Source organism: Pseudomonas sp. St290, assembly GCF_018325805.1.
Classification (GTDB): domain Bacteria; phylum Pseudomonadota; class Gammaproteobacteria; order Pseudomonadales; family Pseudomonadaceae; genus Aquipseudomonas; species Aquipseudomonas bijieensis.
Window position 1 is genome coordinate 414,545 of the sequence record NZ_AP014703.1, and the last position, 23,693, is coordinate 438,237.

At 58.7% G+C, this 23,693-nt stretch carries 21 protein-coding genes, 1 tRNA gene and 1 pseudogene; 14 read left to right on the forward strand and 9 right to left on the reverse strand.

Going from position 1 to position 23,693, the window contains the following annotated elements; genetic code table 11:
* Positions 1–203: 203 nt before the first annotated feature.
* The 9 genes from PBDP_RS01735 (at position 204) to PBDP_RS01775 (ending at position 9,785) form a co-directional block, all read left to right on the forward strand.
* Complete coding sequence (locus PBDP_RS01735) at positions 204–3,116, forward strand: aminotransferase (protein ID WP_109751948.1); 2,913 nt, start codon at positions 204–206, stop codon at positions 3,114–3,116.
* A gap of 257 nt (positions 3,117–3,373) precedes the next feature.
* Entirely contained in the window at positions 3,374–4,480 is a 1,107-nt protein-coding gene (gene aguA / locus PBDP_RS01740) for an agmatine deiminase (RefSeq protein ID WP_109751949.1), read from the forward strand.
* A gap of 242 nt (positions 4,481–4,722) precedes the next feature.
* Positions 4,723–4,923 carry a hypothetical protein gene (locus tag PBDP_RS01745; RefSeq protein ID WP_109751950.1) on the forward strand — a complete coding sequence of 67 codons (201 nt, stop codon included), beginning with the start codon at positions 4,723–4,725 and terminating at the stop codon, positions 4,921–4,923.
* Between the two features lie 217 nt (positions 4,924–5,140).
* Positions 5,141–5,812 (forward strand): DsbA family protein, encoded by a 672-nt coding sequence (locus tag PBDP_RS01750; protein WP_212801740.1) that lies wholly within the window; start codon positions 5,141–5,143, stop codon positions 5,810–5,812.
* Between the two features lie 248 nt (positions 5,813–6,060).
* On the forward strand, positions 6,061–7,347 hold the full coding sequence (locus PBDP_RS01755) for an OprD family porin (protein WP_109751952.1): 1,287 nt from the start codon (positions 6,061–6,063) through the stop codon (positions 7,345–7,347).
* 234 nt (positions 7,348–7,581) lie between these two features.
* Complete coding sequence (locus PBDP_RS01760) at positions 7,582–8,328, forward strand: 2OG-Fe dioxygenase family protein (protein ID WP_109751953.1); 747 nt, start codon at positions 7,582–7,584, stop codon at positions 8,326–8,328.
* Positions 8,329–8,341: 13 nt separating this feature from the next.
* Positions 8,342–8,779: a GNAT family N-acetyltransferase gene (locus tag PBDP_RS01765; RefSeq protein WP_176688789.1), complete on the forward strand. Its 438-nt coding sequence runs from the start codon at positions 8,342–8,344 to the stop codon at positions 8,777–8,779.
* Positions 8,776–9,489: an AzlC family ABC transporter permease gene (locus PBDP_RS01770; protein ID WP_109751954.1), complete on the forward strand. Its 714-nt coding sequence runs from the start codon at positions 8,776–8,778 to the stop codon at positions 9,487–9,489. Before PBDP_RS01765 ends, PBDP_RS01770 begins: the two co-directional genes overlap by 4 nt.
* Positions 9,468–9,785, forward strand: coding sequence for an AzlD domain-containing protein (locus tag PBDP_RS01775; RefSeq protein WP_109751955.1), 318 nt, complete (start codon positions 9,468–9,470; stop codon positions 9,783–9,785). The genes PBDP_RS01770 and PBDP_RS01775 overlap by 22 nt, the downstream gene beginning before the upstream one ends.
* Here the strand turns inward: PBDP_RS01775 and PBDP_RS01780 are convergent.
* Complete coding sequence (locus PBDP_RS01780; RefSeq protein WP_109751956.1) at positions 9,702–10,628, reverse strand: LysR family transcriptional regulator; 927 nt, start codon at positions 10,626–10,628, stop codon at positions 9,702–9,704. The genes PBDP_RS01775 and PBDP_RS01780 overlap by 84 nt on opposite strands.
* 292 nt (positions 10,629–10,920) lie before the next feature.
* On the opposite strand from PBDP_RS01780, the gene PBDP_RS01785 reads away from it, so the two are divergent.
* Positions 10,921–11,331, forward strand: coding sequence for an MbcA/ParS/Xre antitoxin family protein (locus PBDP_RS01785; RefSeq protein ID WP_109751957.1), 411 nt, complete (start codon positions 10,921–10,923; stop codon positions 11,329–11,331).
* Entirely contained in the window at positions 11,331–12,008 is a 678-nt protein-coding gene (locus PBDP_RS01790) for an RES family NAD+ phosphorylase (RefSeq protein ID WP_109751958.1), read from the forward strand. The genes PBDP_RS01785 and PBDP_RS01790 overlap by 1 nt, the downstream gene beginning before the upstream one ends.
* 138 nt (positions 12,009–12,146) lie before the next feature.
* Here PBDP_RS01790 and PBDP_RS01795 read toward each other — a convergent pair whose 3' ends face one another.
* Positions 12,147–13,754, reverse strand: coding sequence for a methyl-accepting chemotaxis protein (locus PBDP_RS01795; RefSeq protein WP_116833954.1), 1,608 nt, complete (start codon positions 13,752–13,754; stop codon positions 12,147–12,149).
* 283 nt (positions 13,755–14,037) lie between these two features.
* Positions 14,038–14,316 carry a DUF3077 domain-containing protein gene (locus tag PBDP_RS01800; protein ID WP_212801741.1) on the reverse strand — a complete coding sequence of 93 codons (279 nt, stop codon included), beginning with the start codon at positions 14,314–14,316 and terminating at the stop codon, positions 14,038–14,040.
* A 478-nt stretch (positions 14,317–14,794) separates the two neighbouring features.
* On the opposite strand from PBDP_RS01800, the pseudogene PBDP_RS01805 reads away from it, so the two are divergent.
* Positions 14,795–15,121, forward strand: a pseudogene (locus PBDP_RS01805) (BRCT domain-containing protein); the annotation flags it as partial.
* A 641-nt stretch (positions 15,122–15,762) separates the two neighbouring features.
* On the opposite strand, the gene PBDP_RS01810 reads toward PBDP_RS01805, so the two are convergent.
* Positions 15,763–16,659 (reverse strand): LysR family transcriptional regulator, encoded by an 897-nt coding sequence (locus tag PBDP_RS01810; protein WP_212802471.1) that lies wholly within the window; start codon positions 16,657–16,659, stop codon positions 15,763–15,765.
* A gap of 136 nt (positions 16,660–16,795) precedes the next feature.
* On the opposite strand from PBDP_RS01810, the gene PBDP_RS01815 reads away from it, so the two are divergent.
* Together PBDP_RS01815 and PBDP_RS01820 are read left to right on the forward strand one after the other, a co-directional pair.
* The gene (locus PBDP_RS01815) at positions 16,796–17,542 is read left to right on the forward strand and encodes an SDR family oxidoreductase (protein ID WP_212801742.1); all 747 of its coding nucleotides are present in this window, start codon (positions 16,796–16,798) and stop codon (positions 17,540–17,542) included.
* Between the two features lie 81 nt (positions 17,543–17,623).
* On the forward strand, positions 17,624–18,298 hold the full coding sequence (locus PBDP_RS01820; RefSeq protein ID WP_212801743.1) for a glutathione S-transferase family protein: 675 nt from the start codon (positions 17,624–17,626) through the stop codon (positions 18,296–18,298).
* 466 nt (positions 18,299–18,764) lie between these two features.
* Here the strand turns inward: PBDP_RS01820 and PBDP_RS01825 are convergent, their stop codons facing one another.
* From PBDP_RS01825 to PBDP_RS01845, 5 genes are all read right to left on the reverse strand, one after another.
* The gene (locus tag PBDP_RS01825) at positions 18,765–19,040 is read right to left on the reverse strand and encodes a hypothetical protein (protein WP_212801744.1); all 276 of its coding nucleotides are present in this window, start codon (positions 19,038–19,040) and stop codon (positions 18,765–18,767) included.
* Positions 19,037–20,017, reverse strand: coding sequence for an integrase domain-containing protein (locus PBDP_RS01830; protein ID WP_212801745.1), 981 nt, complete (start codon positions 20,015–20,017; stop codon positions 19,037–19,039). Before PBDP_RS01830 ends, PBDP_RS01825 begins: the two co-directional genes overlap by 4 nt.
* Before the next feature lie 901 nt (positions 20,018–20,918).
* Complete coding sequence (locus PBDP_RS01835; protein ID WP_212801746.1) at positions 20,919–22,247, reverse strand: tyrosine-type recombinase/integrase; 1,329 nt, start codon at positions 22,245–22,247, stop codon at positions 20,919–20,921.
* Positions 22,248–22,411: 164 nt separating this feature from the next.
* Positions 22,412–22,487, reverse strand: a tRNA-Thr gene (locus PBDP_RS01840).
* A 54-nt stretch (positions 22,488–22,541) separates the two neighbouring features.
* On the reverse strand, positions 22,542–23,387 hold the full coding sequence (locus PBDP_RS01845; RefSeq protein ID WP_212801747.1) for an FkbM family methyltransferase: 846 nt from the start codon (positions 23,385–23,387) through the stop codon (positions 22,542–22,544).
* Positions 23,388–23,693 lie beyond the last annotated feature (306 nt).

The following is a 23,693-nucleotide window of genomic DNA, read 5'->3' on the forward strand; positions in this document are numbered from 1 at the left end:
AAGCCTTTTTCCGTTGGACGACAAAGCACAAGAGCATAGCTTGTCGGCATGGCGGGAGCGGTGCAAGCGAATATCCCATGGACACGCCCTCCCAACACGGCGTTTCAGGAAGACTGTGCATATTTTTGAACAGGAGGGGTTGCTTATCCCCCGACTCAGTGGCGAGATAGGCATCCGAACAAAACCACTTCAGGGGTCCTTGTATGCCATTCGCTACGTTGGTTCACCGTGCCAGTTTGCCAAGCCCACAGATCAGCGCCGAGCAAGCGCTGGTGCTGTTGCGCTCGAATTACGGACTCAGCGGCGACCTGCGACCCCTTGGCAGCAACCAGGACCTCAACTACCGCGTCGACAGCGACCGCGGGCGCTTTGTGTTGAAAATTTGCCACGGCGACTACGCTGTCCCGGAAATCCAGGCCCAGCACGCCGCCCTCAAGCAGTTGGCCGGACACGCCGCGGTGAAAGTGCCGCGAGTGATTACCGCCAGCAACGGGCAGGACCTGCTGACCTTGGACGTCGACGGCCAAGCGGTTCACATGCGACTGCTGGAGTACATCGATGGCCAGTCCCTCACGCAGCTCAAGCACTTGACGCCCGAACTGGTGACCGGCCTGGGCCGCCTGTGCGCGGAAATGGACCTGGCCCTGGCGACATTCGACCACCCTGGCCTGGAGCGCACCCTGCAATGGGACGCGCGCCACGCCCCGGCTCTGGTCGAGTACCTGTTGCCTGTCATTGAGGATGAACAACGGCGCCATCTGGTCGCCGAGGTTGCACAACAGGCCGAGCGACGCTTGCAGCCGCTCAAGGCCAGCCTGCCGGTGCAGGCGATCCACATGGACATCACCGATGACAACGTGGTCTGGCAGCGCGATGCCCAGCGCCAGTGGCAATTGCAGGGCGTCATTGATTTTGGCGACCTGGTCCGTACCTGGCGCATCACTGACTTGTCGGTGACATGCGCGGCCCTGCTGCATCACGCCGACGGCGATCCGTTGTTCATCTTGCCGGCGATCAAGGCCTACCACGCGGCCAACCCCCTGCAACACCAGGAGCTGTTGGCGCTGTGGCCGCTGATCGTGGCGCGCGCCGCGGTGCTGGTGCTCAGTGGTGAACAGCAGGTTTCCATCGACCCAAATAACCAATACAGCCGCGACAACCTGGCCCATGAGTGGGAGATTTTCCAGGTCGCCCACTCGGTGCCCCTCGAATTGATGGAAGCGGCGATTCTCACCGCCGTCGGCCACAGCCTCCCGGCCATTGCCAGCGAGGGCTTTGCGCCGCTGTTGCCGACCCTGGTAGGGCGTGAGTTCGCCTTGATAGACCTGGGTGTGCTGAGCCCGCATTTCGAGGCCGGCAATTGGGAACAACCGGGGATCGACCAGCGTCTGTTGAGCGAAGCCGCTGGCGTCCACGGTCTGGCCGCCAGCCGCTACGGACAGTACCGGTTATCCCGCACCCGACCGGACAGCGCCGTCGAGCCCGATACTTATCCACTGCACGTGGAGTTGAGTGTGCCTCGGGGTACACCGCTCGAATCGCCGTTCGCCGGGGTCGTGCACAAGAGCGCCGAGGGCTTGTTGCAACTGGACAGTGCCCAGCTGAGCGTGCGGCTATGGGGTGTGACGTCGCCGCTGCATTCCGGCGCGGCGCTGGTCAAGGGGCAGGTGCTGGGCGAAGTGACGGGGCCGTTGCGGGTCCAGTTGTGCAGAGGGGGGCAGGTGAATCCGCCGCTGTTCTGCACGCCCTCCCGTGCCCTGGCCTGGCAAGCGCTTTGCCCTTCGCCGGCGGTGCTGCTGGGGCTGGCTTGCGATGCTGAGCCGGAGATCGACCCCGAGGCGCTGCTGGCCCGTCGCGATGCGAGCTTTGCCCGTTCGCAGAAGCACTACTACGTCGACCCGCCGCGTATCGAGCGTGGCTGGCGCAACCACCTGATCGACATGCAGGGCCGCTCGTACCTGGACATGCTCAACAACGTCGCCGTGCTGGGCCACGGCCATCCACGCATGGCGGCAGTGGCTGCCCGGCAGTGGTCGCTGCTCAATACCAACTCGCGTTTCCACTATGCGGCGATCGCCGATTTTTCCGAGCGCCTGCTGGCGTTGTCACCGTCCAACATGGACCGGGTGTTCCTGGTCAACAGCGGCACCGAGGCCAACGACCTGGCGATCCGCCTGGCCTGGGCCTACAGCGGCGGACGGGACATGCTCAGCGTGTTGGAGGCCTACCACGGCTGGTCGGTGGCGGCCGATGCGGTCTCGACCTCCATCGCCGACAACCCCCAGGCCCTGAGCAGCCGCCCGGACTGGGTGCACCCGGTGACCGCACCGAACACCTATCGCGGCCAATTCCGTGGCCCCGACAGTGCGCCGGACTACGTGCGCAGCGTCGAACACAACCTGGCGAAAATCGCCGAGAGCAAGCGCCAGCTCGCCGGTTTCATCTGCGAACCGGTGTACGGCAATGCCGGCGGGATCGCACTGCCGGCCGGTTACCTGAAGCAGGTCTACGCGATGGTGCGCGAGCGCGGTGGGGTCTGCATCGCCGACGAGGTACAGGTCGGTTATGGGCGCATGGGTGAGTTTTTCTGGGGCTTCGAAGAGCAAGGCGTGGTCCCGGACATCATCACCATGGCCAAGGGCATGGGCAACGGCCAGCCGCTGGGCGCGGTCATCACCCGCCGGGAAATCGCCGAGGCGCTGGAGGCCGAGGGGTATTTCTTTTCGTCGGCCGGTGGCAGCCCGGTCAGCTGCCAGATCGGCATGGCGGTGCTGGATGTCATGGAAGAGGAAAACCTCTGGGAAAACGCCCGCGTGGTTGGCGGGCATTTCAAGGCTCGGCTGGAGGCCTTGATCGACCGCTATCCGTTGGTTGGCGCGGTGCATGGCTCCGGGTTCTACCTGGGCGTGGAACTGATCCGCGATCGCGCCACATTGGAGCCGGCCACTGAAGAAACCACGGCGTTGTGCAACCGCCTGCGAGCGTTGGGGATCTTCATGCAACCGACCGGCGATTACCTGAACATCCTCAAGATCAAGCCACCGATGGTCACCACGCGCCAGAGCGTGGATTTCTTCGTCGATATGCTGGCGAAGGTATTGAACGAGGGGCTGTAATCGATCTGGAACGCCAAGCTGCGAAGCTGTGTTCCCCTGTGGGAGCGAGCTTGCTCGCGATGACGGTGTCCAAGCCAACATTAATGGCTGGCTTCCCGCTATCGCGAGCAAGCTCGCTCGCACAGGGGTTTAGCGTTTTTAAATCGATTTTTGTCGATGTTTTTAGCTTTTATCTGGTGGTTATTAGATTTTTAGACTTTATTAGTCGATATTTATCGTCTATAAAGTCGCATTGCCCATCGCCCAGGAGATGACCCATGACAACGTTGCACAGCACTCCCCGCGCGGATGGTTTTCACATGCCTGCCGAATGGGCGGCTCAGACCCAGGTCTGGATGGTCTGGCCCGAGCGCCCGGACAACTGGCGCCTGGGTGGCAAGCCCGCGCAGGCTGCCCACGTGGCGGTCGCCAAGGCCATCGCCCGTTTTGAACCGGTGACCGTCGCGGTGTCCGCGGCCCAATACGAAAATGCCCGGGCGCGTCTCGACGTGCCGAATATCCGCCTGGTGGAAATGTCCAGCGACGACGCCTGGGTCCGTGACACGGGCCCTACGTTCGTGATCAATGACAGCGGCGAGGTGCGTGGCGTCGACTGGGACTTCAATGCCTGGGGCGGTTTCGACGGTGGCCTGTACGCGCCATGGAACCGTGATTCGCAAGTGGCTGGCAAGATTCTCGAGATCGAACGCAGCCCGCGCTACCGCACCGAAGGTTTTGTGCTCGAGGGCGGATCGATCCACGTGGATGGCGAAGGTACCCTGATCACCACCGAGGAATGCCTGCTCAACCGCAATCGCAACCCGCACTTGAGCCGTGAAGCGATCGAGGCGGTGCTCAGTGCGCAGTTGGCGGTGGACAAGGTCATCTGGCTGCCGGATGGTCTGTTCAACGACGAAACCGACGGCCATGTGGATAACTTTTGCTGTTACGTGCGGCCTGGTGAAGTGCTGCTTGCCTGGACCGACGACCCGCAAGACCCGAACTACACTCGCTGCCACGCGGCGATAAACGTGCTGCAAAACAGCACTGACGCCAAGGGACGCCCGTTCACAGTGCACAAAATGCCGATTCCGGGGCCGTTGTATGCCACCGAAGAGGAATGTGCAGGCGTGGACGCAGTGGAAGGTTCCCAGGAGCGCAACCCAACTGTGCGGCTGGCCGGCTCCTATGTGAACTTCCTGATCGTCAACGGCGGCATCATTGCGCCAAGTTTTGACGATCCGCTCGATGGCCCGGCCAAAGACATCCTGCAGAGCCTGTTCCCGGAGCACGAAGTGGTCATGGTGCCTGGGCGTGAACTGTTACTGGGGGGCGGCAATATCCATTGCCTTACCCAACAGCAACCCGCGCCGCGCACAAAATGAGTGGCGATGTAACAGCTTGGTGATATCAATGGCGCCCGCTCTAGGTCGGCGTTTTTGGATCCATCCTGGCAAGCCCGCGGCCCGATTGGGTCGCGGTTTTTTTTGTGTCTGTTTTATGGTTGTCGGGGATACATTGGCATAGCTCTTGTATCAGCATCTCGGCAGTTTCGGGGAGCGGGACTGCGTTGTTTTGTCATAAACCTTGGATAAATTGGCCGCTCATCAACCAGGAGGGCGCTGGAATGAATATGATAAGCGAGCGCACATGCCATCCCTTGGCCGTTAATGGTGAGTCGCTTCAAGCCTTGGCGCAGTGGTTGAAGTCCAACGGAACGCGTCAGATCAGAGAACCTGATCCGCGCCGGGTGATCGTTGAACGCTACCCCGCTGGCTTGTTCAGCGAGGCGGAGCTGGAAGCGTTGTGGGATGTGATGCAAGGATAGAATTCGACGGATTGATAAAAAGCGCTGGCCGGGATGGCAGCGCTTTTTTTGTGTCCGCTGGTTTTCGAGCTCACACAAAATCCCACAGGATCAGAGTTCATTCAGGCGGGGGATTCGACCGATCCACGAAACACACTGAAAGCCATTCCGGCGTTTTTCTGCAACGCCCACGGGATTAACCTGCCGCCAACCAATCTACATGGCTAGCGGAGTTCCCATGACCACCCTTCATTACATCTACGACCCGCTGTGTGGCTGGTGCTACGGCGCCAAACCGCTGGTGCAGGCCGCCCGGGCGGTGCTGCCGGTGATCGTCCATGGTGGCGGCATGATGACCGGTGCCAATCGCCAACAGGTCTCGCCGCAGCTGCGCAATTACGTGATGCCCCACGACCGGCGCATCGCCGAATATTCCGGGCAGCCATTTGGCGAGGCCTATTTCGAAGGTTTGCTGCGAGACCACAGCGCCGTGTTCGATTCGACGCCACCGACCGCCGCCATCCTCGCCGCCGAACAAATCGGCGGCCATGGCCTGGAATTGCTCGGGCGCCTGCAAACCGCACACTACGTCGAAGGTCGGCGCATCGCTGACGAAGCCGTTCTGCTGGAGCTCGCTCAATCCGTTGGCCTGCCGGCCCAGGCGTTCCTGGCCGCGTTCAGCACGGTTGATGTGCAAGGGCACATCAAGGCCAGTCGCACCTTGCTGGCCCAGGTCGGTGGCCAGGGTTTCCCAACCTTGGCCTTGGAGCAGGACGGTCAGTTCACGCTGATCGACATCGGCCCCTGGCTCGGCAAGCCCGAGGCATTCGCCCAATGGCTGGCGCAAACCCTACCGGCGCAGCCCTCCACACCGTCCGCGGCGTGCGGTCTGGACGGCTGTTCGTTCTGATCGTTCTTAGACGTTTTTCGCCTAATTACAGACGATTCACGAAATTGACACACCGTTGAGCGCGCGACTAGGATTCGCCCACGCCTGTGGCTAACAGCCATGACTCTTAAATAATAAAAAGGCCCGACACGATCGCTCGTGGGCGGGCCTTTTCATTATTTCAGGAGCAAGAGTCCGAAAAAGAGCGCAAAAAGCGCCATTTCGGCTGCCCGCCGCAGTGCGTATCAACCCGTACAAGGAAAATAATCATGTTGAACAAGCGCATTAGTTTGATCGCACTGGGGATCTTGAGCACGACACACGCCATGGCCAATGACCAGGCTGAGTCCAAGGGGTTCGTTGAAGACAGCAGCTTGAAAGTGCTGTTGCGCAACGCTTATATCAATCGCGACTACAAAGATGGCAACGAGGACAAGGCCGAGTGGGGCCAGGCGGCCATCGGTACCTTCTCGTCCGGTTTCACCCAGGGCACGGTGGGCGTGGGTGTAGATGCCTTCGGCCTGTACGCGTTGCGTCTGGACGGCGGCAAGGGGCGTAGCGGTGCCCAAGGCATCGACTTCTTCAAGCAAGGCGACAGCGGCAACGCCGCCGATGACCTCTCCAAGTTCGGTGCAGCGGTCAAGTTCCGCGTCTCCAATACCGTGCTGGCCTACGGTGACCAGATGCCGGCCCTGCCGGTGCTGAGCTATGACAATTCGCGCCTGCTGCCGGAAAGCTACACCGGCACGCTGATCACTTCCAAGGAGATCAAAGGCCTGGAACTGAATGCCGGCCGTTTTACCGCCGAATCGCGCAAGAGCGCCGAAGGCCGTGACAGCGGTGGCCTGAAGTCGATCAACGTATTGGGCGGCAGCTATCAGTTCACCGAGCAGTTCAAGGCTTCGCTCTACGCCTCGGATGTCGAGGACGTATTGAAGAAGCAATACGTGAACGCCAACTATGTGTTCCCGCTGGCCAAGGATCAGTCCCTGACCCTGGACTTCAACGGTTATCGCACCAAGCTGGACAACAGCTACGTTCGCGAAAACAACGTCACCGGCGACGACAACAAGATCTGGAGCCTGGCTGCCACCTTTGCCACGGGCCCGCACAGCTTCACCCTCGCCCACCAGCGCAGCACCGGCGACAGCAACCTGGGTTACGCCTACGGCGGTTATCAGCGCGGGCAGAATCGCGTGGGTGATGGTGGTAACACGATCTACCTGGCCAACTCCTACTGGTCCGACTTCAACGCTGAAGACGAGCGCAGCTGGCAGTTGGGCTATGGCCTGGATTTCACCACCTTCGGCGTACCGGGCCTGACCTATAACGTCGCTTACGTGCGTGGCGATAACATCACCACCTCCACCAGCGAAGGCGGCACCGAGCGCGAGATCTTCAACCAGTTCAAGTACGTGGTCCAAGGTGGTCCGGCCAAGGACTTGAGCGTCAGGTTGCGCAGTTCCGTGCTGCGTGTGTCGCAGAAGTCGAGCGAGTACAACGTCAGCGGCAACGAGCTGCGAGTGTTCGTGGATTACCCGATCAATGTCTTCTGATGCCTGATTGCGTGACAAGCGCCTGATAGAAACCCCCGACGTCAACTCGGGGGTTTTTACCTTTTGACGCCAGAAAAGTCGCAAAAAACGCGCGTTTCCCCGAGGAAAAGTCGTACTAATGAAACTTCAACCGCCGTTTCAAGCACGGCTTGAAGTGCCTCAAATACTTTCTCATGGACGTAAATCCTGCACCTACTAGATTAGGCCGCTCAATGCAGTGGAGACCTATGAAAAATGATCGTTCTGAACAGGGAAGTGGGCGAAGCGCTAAGACGTGACAAATACGTCAACGTTCGCGGTGGGGACTTCAACCTCTACGGTCATTTCGGCGATTTTGTCCGGCTGACCAAAAGCTGGGAAAACATGGAACCCGACAGCTACTACGGCCAGGCCGAGTCAGGCATGCGTTTTCGCCGCTACAGCGACTTCGAATACAACCCGACGACTCGTGAGCTCACGCAGCTCGAACACCGGGCCTACATCCAGTCCAAGGCTAACAACAGCTATGTCGGCGGCCTGGAGCGGCACTTCCAGGACTTTTCCAACGAAGTGATCAACTCGCCGGTGATGCGCAGCCTGATCGACACGGACTTCGAGGTCTACAAGAACGTCCTGCCGCAGGAACTGCACGATGAAATCTGGCAGTGCCAGATCCACCAGATCCGCATCGAGATCAAGCCAGGTAAACAGCTGGAAATCACACCCGAAGGAATCCACTGCGACGGGTATCCATTCAGCGGCGTGCACTTCTGGGGCCGCCATAATGTGGCGGGCGCCGAAAGCCGTTTGTACACCGCCCAGGAAGAACAACTGGCGGCGATTACCTACGAGGACATCCTCGACACCACGTTCTTCCTCGATCGCGATATGCGCCATTACGTGACGCCGGCCCGCAATGTTCACGCCCATGAAATGGCGTTCCGGCAAATCCTGGCCATTTCCTTCTCGCGGCCCGGGACCGCTTTCGACATTGTTCGCTGAACGGCTCGAACCCATGGACGATTCGGTGCAGCAGGTCCTGTTGCGCCGGGCCCAGGTCAGGGACGCGGAACGACTGGAGCAGTTTTTTCGCGGATTCAACGAAGTGTCGTTCTGCGAATGGCAGGATGCTCGATTTTTGCGGGGGGTGTTGTTGCAGGACACCACCACCGCCTACCTGGCGGTCGATGCCAGTGGTGAAGTGGTCGGTGCTGTGATTGGGGGCATGCTCGGCACCCGCGGCACGATCAATCACCTGGCCGTCAGTCCGGCACATCGTACCCGAGGCCTGGGCCAGCGCCTGGTGGAGGCGGCCTCGGCCGACATGAAACGGGTCGGCGTGCTGCGCATGTTCCTTTTCGTCGACGATGCTAATCTGGCCGGCAAGCGCTTCTGGGCTGCCCAGGGGTTCTGTGAGCCTCGGGGTGAAATCACCTTCGAGAGGGATTTATGAACAAGACTTCCAGCCAGCCGCTGGCGGTCGAACCACAAGCCTCGCGTACCTTCGCTGAAGCCAGTCCGGTGGTAGCGGGTTATTTCACGGTTTCGTTTGTGTTCGGTCTGATGGCGGTCAACGCCGGGCTGCCCCTGTGGTTGCCAGTAGCGATGTGCCTGTTCGTTTACGCGGGCGCTTCGCAATTCGCCGCGCTGGCGTTGATTTCCAGCGGTGCGTCGCTGACCACCATCGTGCTTACCACGTTCCTGATCAATGCCCGGCACATGTTGATGTCGGTCTACATGGCCAAGGCCCTGCGTGCATTGGGGCTCAGCCGTTTCGAGCGCTGGTGTTACGCGGCTGGGCTGACGGACGAGTCGTTCGCGTTCCATAGCGTCAAGCTTGGCAGTGGGGCACCGGTCAGCGTGCGCTACCTGGTCGGCTTCAACCTGTTCTGCCACACCTCCTGGGTGCTCGGCGGCTTGCTGGGGGCCGTTTGCGCGCAGTACGCGGCGCACCTCATCAAGTACAAGCTCGACTATGCCCTGACCGCGATGATGCTCTACGTGCTGGTTTCGTTGTGTAACACCCGCAACAAACTAATCGCTGCCCTGGCGGCTGTCGTCTGCATGGGGGGGCTGAGCCTGCTGGGCAGCTCGCCGTTCAACGTCTTCATCGCCACGTTCGTTGGCTGCGGGGTGGGCGTATGCCTGACCAAACGTTCCTGATCCTGGTCGTGGCCCTGATGATGGCCGTGACTTTCCTGCCACGCGCCTTGCCATTGCAGGTCAATACCGAGCACTGGCCGCCCTTCGTTGCCCGAGCCTTGGAATACCTGCCAGTGGCGATCGTCGCTGCCATCAGCCTGACCCCCTTGTTGATCAAGGATCAGCAGATACAACTCGACCGCCCTGAGTTTTATGCAGCGATTCCGACGTTGTTATGTGCGTATTTCAGCCGCAACCTGTTTCTCAGCGTGGCGGTGGGCACGGCGGCGTACATCGCGCTCGGTTCGTTCCTGTAGCGTCAGGTCCACCACATCGTGCAGCGCCTGGCCCGACAACTCCGGATTGTTCACCGCCAGGCGGACTTCAAGGAAATCCTCGAAGTCCGGGAAAATCGCCAAGCCATTGCGCAGCGCCGCTTCCCGGGACACCAGCCCCAGGCCGTCGAGCTGGGTGATCAACGACAACGTCAGTGTTTCACTGCAGGAGTACACCATTCGCTGGCTCGACCCGTACTCACCCAGGCCTGCGTCGAGAAAACGCAGGAAGCTTTGGGAATACGGGCATTCTTCTGCCGGACGCACCTGAAACTTGTCACCGAGCAAGCCAAGGGAGTCGTCTTCGTCGCCGCAATGGGCGCCGACCACCTGCACCTGCACATCCGGCATGGTGATGCTGGAAAAACCGCCCTGTTGCTGCCCGATCAGGATCGCCAGGTCAAAATCTTCATTCCTGAGCTTGCTCAGGTTCTCCATCGACTCGGCATAGCTGAATTCCAGCTGATACTGGGGAAACACAGCGATCAACCGGTCGATCATCCGCCGGTTGAATTCCGCTGGCAGGGTGGTATTGAGTGCCACTCTGAGCGTGCGCTGTCGCGGTGTCTTGAGCGCCGCGACTTTCTCCTCCAACTGTCGGGTGGCAACCAGCACCTGATCCATGAAGGGGGTCAGTTCCGAGCCCTGGCTCGTCAAGGTCAGGCCTTTGTTCGAGCGCCGGAACAACCGGAAACCGAACTGTTCCTCGACCTTGTTCAACTGCGCCGCCAACGCCTGCACCGTGAGGCACGAATGTTCGGCCGCTGCCGACAAGGAGCCGGTCTGCACGATGCGCATGAGGTTGCGTAGGGTTCTGCTATCCATGAGGTAATGCCCTCTGCTTAAGTGGGCTCGCTATTGTTGTGCACCTGGTCCGGGCCAGGCAGTGCATGCTGGCTATCATCAAGCACCTTGCCACGCTTGTCGCGATTTTGTGCCGAAAAGCGCCGGCAAGCGATGGTTGGAGCTTATGCGGGATTTAGGGATTTTGCCCAGTCGATGCTGGCAGGATCGGTCGGCGGGGAACGCTTTAATTCACTTGCGAATAAAAACTTAAAAATAATCCATATCTGTACTATCCTCTAAGCACCACCCCGCGACAAAGGAGCCTAGACCCATGGCGACTCCCTCCATCAACCTCAATGCACAGCAACAACTGGACTCCCCGGGCGCGGGTCGAGTCGCGTTGAAGTTTTTCTTCAACCTCATGGAGCTCTGGGGCTGCAGTGTCGAGCAGCAGCGCATATTGCTGGGCAAGGTGGGAAACACGACCTTCTACAAATACAAACAGTTGCCGGAAAACGTGAAGCTGCCTCGCGATACGCTGGAGCGTATCTCTTACCTCATGGGTATTCACAAGGCGCTGAGCATCATCTTCAGCAATAGCCGGGACCGTGCCTATCAGTGGGTCAGCAGCCCGAATACCGCGGCACCGTTCAACGGCCAGTCGGCGCTGTCCTACATGCTGACCGGGCGGGTGGTGGACATCGCCGATGTGCGGCGATATCTCGACGGAGTGCGCGGTTGATGATGCCACCCTTGGCGGACCCGCAATGGAAACGGGCCTATCGGATCGTCAACAGCAGCTTCCCACCGATTTCGCTGTTTGAAGACGTACTCGACCCTGAAGACCTGCCCACGGCCTACGCTCTGGAGGCGCTGACCAATGACCGGCTGATGGAACAGGCTGGCGTGCTGTCCCGGGTCCGCCCCGAGGACCGCGTTTCGGGGCCCGGTTCCTCGCCGGTGATGGCGGCGTTTACCCACATCGGCAAAAGCAGCCGCTTCAGCGACGGCACCTTCGGTGTCTACTACGCCGCCAGCAGCCAGGAAGCCGCCATCGCTGAAACCTGCTACCACCAGGCACGATTCCTCGGCGCGACCAACGAGCCAGACCTGGAGTTGACCATGCGTACCTACGTCAACAAGGTCGTCAAACCCTTGCACGACATCCGCCACGACTACCCCCACCTTCACGACCCGGACCCTACTGCCTACGGCCCGTCCCAAGTGTTCGCCCGGCAACTGCGGGAAACCTTGTCGTGGGGGCTGCTGTACAACAGCGTGCGCCTGCCCGGCCACGAATGCGTGGCGGCGTTTCGCCCACCGGCGGTATCGATTCCGGTGCAGGGCAAGCATATTCGGTACGTCTGGAGTGCCCAGAAGCGGGAGATTTCGTTTGTGTTTGAGGTGAGTCAGGTGTGAGCCAGGGGTTTTGCAGTGTTTATGGCTGGGCAATCATTATTGCCCAGCCATAATTTTCAATAATTCGCGATTATTGAAAGCAGAGGATGTTGTGCCGCCCGCGGGAGCAAGCACTCTCGCCACAACAGTGTCGATTGATCAGATCTTGAACTGCTGCACCGAAGCCTGCATCGATCCCGCCGCATGGTTCAATTGATCCGCCGTTTGCGTCAGGGTGTGAATCGAGCGGGTGTTCTCGCGGGACTGCTCGGCAATCGACTCTACCCGCTGGGCCATCTCGTCACTGGCCTTGGATTGCTCGGCAATGGTCTGGGAAATTTCCTCCACCACTTCGGCGGCATGCCGGGCGCCAGTGCGGATTTCGCTGATGGACACCCCGGCCTGCTGGGCCAGGTTGACGCCTTCGTCCACGCGGCTGACGCAAGCCTGCATGTTCGCCACCGCATCCCGGGCGCTGGACTGGATGCGCTCGATCATCGCGGTGATTTCCTGGGTCGACTGGGTCGTGCGCGCCGCCAGGTTACGTACTTCATCGGCCACCACCGCGAAACCACGGCCCGCCTCACCGGCGCGGGCGGCTTCGATGGCGGCGTTGAGGGCCAGCAAGTTGGTCTGCTCGGCGATGCTCTTGATCACTTGGATGATGGAGTGAATGTCCTCGGACGATGCATCCAGCGCCGTGATCTTGCTGGATGACTGGTTGACCACCTCGGCGATCCGGTTCATGCCTTCCACCACCCCGAGAATCACCTGGCCACCGCTGCTCGCCAGTTGTTCGGACTGCGCCGAAATCGTCCGGGCGCTGTCGGCGTGCTGATGGATCTGACTGATGTTCGCCATCATCTGCTCCATGCTGGCCGCCATGCTGGTCGCGCTCTGGGCCTGTTGATCGGCACTGGACACGATCTGCCGTGCCGTATCGCCCAGATTGCGGGAGGTGCCGTGTAACTCATCGCTCTGGCCGCGAATCGTGGCGATCATCTGCCGCAGATTGGTCTGCATCTGCTCGATCACACCTTGCAACTGGCCCAGCTCATCCTTGCTTTGCGCGCCCATCGAGCGCTGCAAATCCCCCTGGGAAATTGCCTGGGTGTTGAGGATGATCTTGTTCAGCGGCGTGAGCACGGCCTTGAGCAGGCTCCACGACAACAGCGCCAGCGCCACGCAAGTGGCCAGCAAGGTCGCGATCAGCCAGCGCTCCGAGCTTTGAATGCTGCCGTCCTGATGCTCGCGGGATGTCTGCGCCTGGTTTTCGATCAGCTCGCTCACCGCCTCGTTGCGCTCTTCCAGAGCCGAAAACGCCCCGTCGAACTCCGCCCGCAGCGCATGGCCGTCCTGGGCACCACTGAGTGCCTTGCCAATGATTTGCTTGGCTTTGTCGATGTAGGTTTCGACTTGTGGCTTGAGCTCGGCAATCGCCTTGGCGACATCCGCCGGCAACTTGGCCTCGGCGTTTTCGGCGATGACCTTGCGCATGCGCTGCGTATGCTCATCGAATGCCTCCGTCACCTCCTTGGCCGCCTGGGCATCCCCCTGTGTCACCAGCAAAGCGGCCAACACATCGGCCCGAATGGCGTCATGCATCATGTCCGCCTCCATGTGCTTGCGCATGGCCGAAATACTGGTCTCGTTCTGCACCAGGGCCTCGGTCATGGAGTGATAACCCCACAGCCCGATACCGCCAAGCAACAGCGCAAAAGAAAGACTGACCAACCCCGAGCCTATGACCTTGGTGCGGATCTTCATCGCTTACTGCTCCTGGAGCGGAGGAATTCTGGGAAAGTGTAGTCGAGTGCCGGCCGAGCCTTGGGTCAGGCGATGCTCTTATCTGAGGCTATCGGCGGGGGGAATGATTTGATGAATATGCTTCAAATTGTTTGGGCCAGGGACAGTGAACCTGTGACGAGAGAATTATCCCCGATGGCTGCGAAGCCGCCCTCCTTGTAACCTGCGCCCCGTTCTCGCGGCGCTGCGACAGATCAAAACCCAATGCTGCCCACCTCCGTGAGCAGCATGGCGCCAACGACGGTTAAGCCGGATTACTCCCCGGCGCCTCCAGCACCTTCACCACATCATCGATGACGGCTTTGCTCATATCCTGCAAATAACACGACGCCCAGGCATACCGATCCGTGCCGCGAATCATCGCCGCGTCCTCGGCCAGAACCTTGGCGACGTGGAGCAGGTCGGAGGCATGGGACAGGGCTTCGCCGATGGGGATGCCGCTGTTGACGCGGAATAGCGGGCGGTCGGAGTGGTAGGCGAAGGGGGTTAGGCCTGGGGTTTTGAGGTCTTTGGGATGGGTCATTGCGCACCTCCTCTTGCCAATTGGCGGCGGACGGCGACTAGCAAAGCGATAAAGCGAGACAGCAGCAGATCCATGGCGTGCATCGATAAACTCCCATATCAAATGAGAGCTGCCACGTTCGTTCTCAGGCGAATGGGTGGCAGTTGTGCGCAGGCTGAGAAACCGGAGATACAGGAACCCGGCAGACCCGAAGGTCTCCCACGCACAGCCGCCATTGTACGGAATGCGGACATAAAAAAACGCCGCAAACGTGGTTCGGGCGCTGTGGCGCCTGCATCTTACTCGGGTTCTCAGGCCCGGTCGCTGAATTGGCAGCGACAGTTGGAGAGTAGCGGGCGATTGGGGGGGCGCAATCGTGGCGCGATGCTGGCGGGGTTAGAAATTGTGTGTGCGGGATTAACGCACCTGTGACCACCGGTACGAAGTAGGTCGGACAGAGGGCTTTTCTGGAATGGACATCGAGAGGCCAAAGGTCGGTGGTGCTGGTGCCGTTGCGCCTACGGATCTTCCATTCAACTCGCCGGCCCCTGATTTGGTGTGGGGTGGTCGGATGTTTGTGTTTACGGGTGTCATGGCCTTTGGGCCGCGCAAAGATTGTCAGGCATTGGTCGAGGAGCGGGGTGGTTTAATTGGGGGCGGTGTGAGTAAGAAGGTGCATTACTTGGTGGTCGGCAGCGTGGGTAATGAGCAGTGGCGCCACAGCACGTACGGAACGAAGATCATGAAGGCAGTGGAGCTGCGGGAGGCGGGCGCTTCGATTGCCATTGTGGGTGAGGACCACTGGCAAAAGATGCTGTTTGGTTGAGGTCGCTTCGTTCGTTGTGTTCTAAGAAAGGCAACCCTTCGTCCGGCCGGTGGATTGTCGGTGGGTTTGACGGCCTCATCGCGAGCAGGCTCGCTCCCACAGGTTTCAGCGTGTGGATGAAAAGTGGACGTTCCAGAAACAACAAAGCCCTCGCATTTCTGCGAGGGCTTCGTTTTGTATGGTGCGGCACCAGACGAACGGTATGTTTCGGCGAGAGTAGGTTTTTCGGGCATCTGGAGTTCGCTGGAAAATTCGGTATACCCCAACTAGTAACTATAAACAAATCAGCTAGTTATGGCGTTCGGTGGAATCGAACTCGGTATTTTTTAGATGTCAGCACGTTGTCGGTCCGCAAGTAATTCAGAGCCGCATACGGAATGGTAAACCTCCCGAATTCGAACGTTGTTGATCATCCCCTCCGTCGAGAATAGGTAGGAATCCGCCAAAAGCTGCCGTGGCGACAGGCAGCAGACGAGCCGCTCGGATGTGTCTACAAAACTAGGGGCGATTCAGATTAGTGCCTGCGGTGAATCAGAGCACTTGAGATACAAACGTTACGTCCCATGACTGTTCAGACCCGCCGATTGCAACTGTGGTAAGCGTGCATCCGGTCTCACTACAAGGGGCCTTCGTGGTTCTGGTTACCTTAGGCGTTCTTGGAATGCAGAGCTTTTTGCAAACACATCCGCCATGAAGTCCATGAAAACGATGGCTCGCTTGGGCAGCAGCCGATTCGCTAGGTAAACGACCTGGATCGGCACCTGTGGTGCTACGTAGTCGCTAAGCAGCAGCTGAAGATTGCCACTTCTTAGCCCTTCCTCATAAAGCCATTGAGGGCCTTGCGCGATTCCTAATCCTGCATTGACGTACTCACGTATCGCCTCGGGTGAATTGACCCGCAGGCGACCGGAGACCTGGACATCAATGTCTTTAAACCGCCAGTTAGTACCGGTAGATAGCAGAGTGTAAATAAGGCAGTCGTGTTTCTTCAGGTCATCAGGCGAAGAGGGAGAACCACGTTTCTCCAAGTACTCGCGGCTGGCCACACACACACGCTCGAACCACGCTAGTGGCCGGGCACGCATTGCGCTGTCCTCCAGGTGGCCAATGCGAATCGCGAGCTCGGCTCCCTCGTCGACCAGATTGACGTAGCGATCATTGATCTGGAGATCGAGCGACACTTCTGGATAGAGCTCCAGAAAGCTAGCCACCTGGGGCACGATAAAGGTGTGCGCCAATGCAGTCGGGCATGCGACGCGTAGTAACCCAGACGGTGCCACGTTCCCTCTCAGAGAGGACTCTGACTCTTCTACTGAGTCCAAAATACGCCGCGCATCTGCGTAGTACCGCTCGCCTTCCGGTGTGAGCGTCAGCTTTCTTGTCGATCGGTGAAGCAGCCTGGCTTGCAGATGATCTTCGAGTGCGGCGACGTAACGGCTGACGTTCGGTTGTCCGAGTCCAAGATCACGTCCCGCAGCTGAAAAACTGCCGGTCTCGACGGCGCGTACGAAACAGCTCATCAGTAACAACCGATCCATCACACGTCCTCTTTCATGCGTATTTTGCATGAGATGTATTCTCTTTAGCTATCTTATCAGCGCTCCAGCATGAATACATAGTTGCTCTCAGAAGGTCAGTCGTCCGACTGGTCGTCACAAATGAGAGGAAGTTTACATGTCCCGTTTACAAGGCAAGCGTACGCTCATCACTGGCGGCACAAGTGGCATTGGTCTGGAGACCGCAAAGCAATTCCTCGCAGAAGGCGCTCGGGTGATCGTCACTGGTGTTAATCCTGAGTCAATTGCAAACGCCCAAGCTGTCTTAGGTAGCGAGGTTCTGGTGTTACGAGCCGACTCCGCCAGTGTCACAGCCCAGAAGGAGCTGGCGCAGGCTGTTCAGTCTCATTACGGGCAGCTCGACGTTGCCTTCCTTAATGCTGGCGTATCCGTCTGGAAGCCAATCGAAGACTGGAACGAGGAGATGTTTGACCGCTCCTTTGACATCAATGTCAAAGGCCCTTACTTCCTCCTGCAAGCACTGCTGCCGGTCTTCTCAAACCCTGCATCGGTGGTTCTTAACACCTCGATCAGTGCGCACCTGGGCGCCGCGCGTTCATCCATTTATGCCGCAACAAAGGCGGCCTTTCTAAACATGTCGAAAACGCTCTCTAGCGAGCTTCTACCGCGTGGTGTTCGAGTAAATGCGGTCAGCCCTGGGCCGATCGACACGCCGCTGTACGACAAGGCGGGTATTCCCGATGCCTACCGCGAGCAGGTCAACAAAGATATTGCTGCGACTATCCCATTTGGCCGTTTTGGCACGCCTGAAGAAGTAGCTAAGGCGGTGGTGTACCTCGCGTCGGACGAGTCTCGTTGGACGTTGGGAACAGAAATTATTGTTGATGGTGGTCGCTCGCTTTAACGAGATAGGCACGCCTTCGAGTCTGTACATCCCGCTTCCTGCCCGGATGCGGGAGTTGTCGAAATAACAGTGGGTATTCAAATGTCGCAATCACAGTTCACGCTCGTTAGCCACGAGCTTTGTCCGTTTGTTCAGCGAGTGGCAATTTTACTTCACGAAAAGCAGGTTCCATTTCAGCGCATTGATGTGGATCTGAAGGTCAGGCCCGACTGGTTTCGGGTCATGTCGCCAACGGGCAAAGTCCCGCTTCTAAAGGTGCAAAAAGGCGACGAGGGTGCGAACGTACTCTTCGAGAGCGTGGCAATCTGTGAATTCATCGAAGAGGTGTATCCGGAGCCCGCTTTGCACCCGGAAGATGCAATCACCCGTGCTCAACACCGTGCCTGGATCGAATTCGCCACTGCCATGCTCGCGGATGCGTGGGGATATTTGAATGCAGCGGATCAGCAGACAGCGCTTAGTAAATCAGCAGTGTTGAGAGGCAAACTAGAGCGATTCGAACTTGAAAAATCGGACGGCGATTACTTCGCTGGTACGAAGCTCAGCATGGTGGATATAGCCGTTGCTCCAGTTTTTCGCTACTTCGACATACTAGGATTCGAACCAAGTCATCCATTGTTCGATGGACTTGTTCGCATTGCAGAGTGGCGCCATGCGCTAGCAAACCGAGCGAGTGTTCAAGCTGCAGTTGCCGAAGATTATGCGTCCCGGTTCCGCACGCATCTTCAGCAAGCCAAGGCCATTTTGGTTAGCTGAATCGGGCGTTTCGGTTCAGCCCGCGCTCGACTGCGGTCTCATCGAAAAGTCCTGCACCCAACTCCTGCTCCTCTAAAGCTCATCGCCCTCGCTGAACTCTCAGAGAGGCTGCTTATTGGTCGAGGCGCGGTCTACTGATGCTCAGATGGTTTTGCTGGCGACAGATCTCCACACGTATCGGCGGCGCATCGACCGTCATCCTGGCCGCTCTCCTGCTCGTTTTTTTCCACTGAGAAGAAGTATTTAGAGACTAGACGCAGCCTGGCCCCGGCCGCTTCTTACAGGCTGCGGCTAGTGATTTTTGCCAAGGTTAGATCACCGGCCCCCACGTCGACATTCAGCGTATTCTCAGTCCGCTTGCTCCGAGAATTCGTTAGCGAATGGCCTCCCCTTGAAGACAACCGACAGCCCGCCCCATGGTGGGCTTTTTTCGTATGGCTCCAAATGGCCGTTTTCTGACCTTCGCCTAGCGGTTGAGCTGCCAGGACTTTCCTAAGCGATGTACAAGCAAGTGCACGGTCAGCAGATAGTAATAGCGCGTCGATTCAGCGTGCTGGTTCACGTGGTGATGTAGAAACCATGCGAGATGCTTTTGCTGCCAAGTCCATGGATTGTCGCGTTGCCAGCGATCAGCGATTGCTGTTTGGATAGCCTTCGCCTGACGAAGGTGGCGTTGGCGCGTGGTGTGAGACCCAGTCAGGACGCCCGCCAGGAACAGCTCCATATCGAATGGCTTGCTCATGTTCGACCACCGATATAAGCCGATACCACGTCGATACGGCCGTGCCCCAGCTCATAGCTGACTTGTACTCGGGCCTCCTGATCTAGGCGTCGGTCGAGTTGATAGCAATGGCCACCGTTGATGGGTGCGGGGTAGTGGGTGATTTTTTCATAGCGTTCGCACGCATAGGCTGCCCGCAATTCGTGGAAGCCTTTGAGGTTGTACTGATGGAGGATGTCCCGTGCGGGACGGACGATTCCCTGCACAAAATCGAGGTAGCTTTCGTTCGGTGCAAGCAGGTTGCAACTACCGTCGAGCGAGACCTGTTCGGCAAACTTCAGTGCGTCAACAATATGATTATCTACCGTAATCCAGCGAGGTGCTGACGCGCCTGAACGGCCACCTTTGGTGCCGTCCTGGATGTTGATTCTGCCAAGTTGCTCTGCTTCACGTTGCAACCGGGGCAGGTTGGCCAAAATGGCCTCGCGCATGCGCATGCCGGTGGTTCGCGCCAACTGCACGATGGCCGCGGCGCGCGGCTGCTGGTGTTCGCAAAGCACCTCTACGATCCGCTTCACCTGTTCGCGATCTTGGCCTTGCGGCGCTGAACGACGAACACTGGTGCGCCGCATTCCCAGCGCCTTACTCGGGCTCGGCACTTTCACATACTGATCACCGCGAAGCGCGGCCACGGTCCGATTCACACTGGACAACCGGTTTTGCGCAGTGGAGATGGCCAGCTCACCTTGTTCAACTTGTTGGCGCAGATGTCCGGCATAGTCCAGCAAAGTCTGCCGATCAATCTGCCGCGCATCGTTAAACCCCGGCCCATCTTCCGAGTGACACCAGCGTACAAATGCCTGCCAGCGATCACTGTGCGCCTTGACCGTGCCGTAATGCCCGCCGCCAAACATGTCCCGCAACGCCTGTGGCCCGGCATAACTCAATTGCCGGCCATAGCCAAAATTCCGCCCGTCCCGTCTACCTACCAATGCCATGATCAAACTCCTCTCGAAGCCAAACCTTTAAAACCTTCCCCACGTCATCCCGCCAAGAATGTTGAGTGTTATCAGGGATCAAGGCCCCTGCGACCTGTGAGGGTTGTCCACTAACGCGGGACTGACGGCTCTTTACGACCGGGAGCCTGGGCATCTCATGATCTGACCTCCTGAACACCGTTACCGGTGGGCGGGTGGAGGCTGCATTGGTTGACGAAACCAACACCGAGAGATCTGAGTCGGGATAAGGCCGCGGAGCGATGACCGGGGCGTGCCTGACTGTCAGTCAGGTGCAGTCCATTCCCTGGGCTGCGGCACCATCATCTGCATCGCTGTTGCTGGTGACTTCGGTATTTGTCACGCCGATTGTCACGAGGGGAAATGCCGCTAAGCCTTGTACGAGTTCGGCTGCAGCAGCGGTAGGAGCGCCCGTCTCTTTCCAGAAGAAAGAGACGGGCGCAGGTTGGCGCAATGAAATGGCCAAGCGGATAGGTTGCTGCAGGGCAGCTATGAAAGGGGAAAGTTGCCGCAGTGGGCACACTGGTAAAAGTAGGCATCCATCACATCGCTGTGACCGTGCGAGCCGCCGGACGCTAATCGCACTTTGGGAGAACCACCACGGTGTGGCGTAGCCTTAAAGGTTCTGGCTACCTGGGTTGCTGTCAAAGACAGCGCTTTGCCCGATCTCTTCTACGCCTGTGGATAATTTGGGTCAAGGCTCGAATTTTCGGGAATTCTGCGGCTGTGGATGAAATTATCCACCGGTGGAAATCTATGGTTTTCCACAGACAATTTGCGTGGGCTTTAGATTTTTTAAATGAGGTCCATCCAAGCAGGGCGGCTTTGCAGCCCCGCTTGGATGGACCCGCGTGGAAGGGCGGACAACGGTGATCTCACAGGCTTACCCACGTTTGGATGCGCCACGGCTATTTTCTAGGGCTGTGATGTTGTCGCCGACTGGGTGAGCGAATTCGTGGGGTGTCACATGCCCATGGCGGTTGGCGTCGATGTAATTACTCCACCACGCCATGATCAGCCTGCGCTGTTCGAGGAATTCGGCCTTGTGGATATACGCGGCACGCACACGGTTGCGTTCCTTGTGGCTCATTTGCCTTTCGATGGCTGCGTCGGTCCATAACCCGGACTCCAGCAGAGCGCTACAGGCCATGGTCCTGAAGCCGTGGCCGCACACGTCCTTGCTGGTGTCATAGCCGACGTTGCGGAGCATGGTGTTCACCGTGTTCTCAGACATAGGCTTCCAGTACTTGTGGTCGCCCGGTAGCACCAACTCTGAAAAGCGACTGAGGCTGCGCAGGCGCTCCAGTATTTCGATGACCTGCGGCGATAACGGAACCATTTGAATGTCGCCGTTCATCTTGGTCCCACGTGTGGAGTTGCGTACCCCTTCAATCGGTGTGCGGGTATCGGGGATTTCCCACATGGCGCGTTGGAGGTCGAACTCACTCCATCGCGCGAAGCGCAGTTCGCTGGAGCGGACGAATACATGCAGCGTGAGCAGGACGGCAAGGCGCGTCAGTTCGCGGCCGTTGTAGTTGTCGATACGGTGCAGCAGTTCGGGTAGGCGGTTGAGTGAGAGGGCCGGGCGATGGACTGTGCGCGGCGCGTGAAGCGAGCCTGCCAGATCCAGTGCAGGATTCATGGTGATCTGCCGGGCTCTTTTGGCCCCGCGCATGATGGTGGATAAGTAATTCTGTACCCTTAACGCCACATCCATGGTGCCGCGTTCCTTGATGCGCTGGGTGATTTCTAGCAGGTCGTGGGTATCGAGTTCAGCGATGGGGCGTTGGCCGATCAGTGGGAAGACGTGGGTACGCAATCGGCTCATCACGGTTTTTGCGTGTCCTTCGGTCCAGCGACGGGACATGTCGGCGTGCCACTCCAGAGCAACGGTTTCGAAAAGCAGTGCCGCCCGCTGGGCTACGATTTTGGCCTTCTTCTTTTCTTCCATTGGGTCGAGGTTGTCGAGCAGCAACGCCTTGGCTTCGTCTCGCTTACGTCGTGCGACGGAAAGGGTAACGATGGGGTAATTGCCGATGATGAGCGTACCTTCCTTGCCGCTGGGCTTGGTGTACTTCAAGCGCCAGGTCTTCACGCCATTGGGTTTGACGAAAAGGTACATGCCTCCGCCGTCGAACAGTTTGTAGGCGCGTTCGCGGGGTTTGGCCGTGCGGCATTGCAGGTCGCTGAGGGGGATCGCTAGACGTGGCATAGGGGTACGCGCTCCTGACCGGAAAATCGCAGTACCCCTAACATACCCTCGGGGAAGGGGGATTTTGTTGGATCCCGACAGAGGGTCCTGGAACGAAAAAACCCGCCAAAGGGCGGGTTTTCGGGGCTTCCAGAGCATTCAGTGGAATGCAATGGAGCCTAATGTGGTGCCGGCACCAGGAGTCGAACCCGGGACCTACTGATTACAAGTCAGTTGCTCTACCAACTGAGCTATACCGGCGTGTGGGCGACGATTATAGCGATTGGGTGCGTTCTGTAAACCCCTGAATTCTGACTATTTTTGCGCAGGTCCGGCTTGGGCGCGGTGCAGCAGCGTGCGCAGTTTGTTCAGGGCTCGCCAGGTGCGGCTGTTTTGGATGGCGTGGAGTTGGGCTTCGGCCTGTTCGGCGCGTTGCAGGGCGGCGCTGAGTTGTTGGTCGGTGTCGCTCAGGGGGTGGCTGAATTTGTGGCCTTTGCAGAGCTGGAAGCCGTCGAGGTTGCACGGTGGGATGTCGAAGGCGGGTTTGAGGGCCAGGTGTTCCTCGGCGAGGTAGTAGGTGTTGATGCCGTCGAACAGGATGGACTGGTAGGCGGCGTCGGTCACCAGGGTTTCCCAGGTCTGGTCGCGGGCCCATGGGGTTTCGATGAGGATGATCCAGGGGCGCCAGCGGCTGAAGTCCATGCCGCGCAGCACGGTTTCTTCGTGGCCTTCGACGTCGATTTTCAGAAAGTGGATGGGGCGGTCCTGGGCGTATTGCTCGCAGATGGAGGCCAGGGTGCGGGACTGGACGGTCTGGTTGCGCACGTCCATGCCGGCGTCGCGGTGTTGTTGGGCGACGCTGGCTTCCACTGTGGATAAGCCGGTGTCGGCGATGGTGTAGAAGGTCAGGCTTTCGGCGTTTTCGCCGGCCACGCATTGCAGGTTGATGTCGTGGGGGCGTTGTTGGCAGAGGGCATCATAGTAGGCCGGCACCGGTTCGATATTGATGCCGCGCCAGCCGCGGTCGTAAAACGCTCGGGTGACCGAATCATCTGTCGGATGGTTGGCGCCGACGTCGAGGTAAAAGCCGTTTTCCACCGATTGAAGGGCGCGCCACAGGCGTATGTCTTCGAAGTTTTGTGCGTAGGAAATGAACGTCACGGCCAGTCCTTGAGTGTGTCGGCATTGTGTCAATCACGATACGTTGGGCTGTTGTATAGCACGGGCGCGGTGGACGCAATTACTGGCGCGGGGCAGCACTGAATTCGGCGGTTATGTCGTTTTGCTTGGGCGCTTATGCACAACGGGCAGGTGGAGGCGAAGGGCATCTTGCGATTTTGTGACCGCTTTCGCGTTTCGTCGCAAATGCCTGTTTTCATGGTTTTTTATCCATGTGAACAAAAAATGACCAGCCTTGATTCGGTCAGGAAATCGCGGATTTCTTGGATCCAGGTTTATTTCATCAAC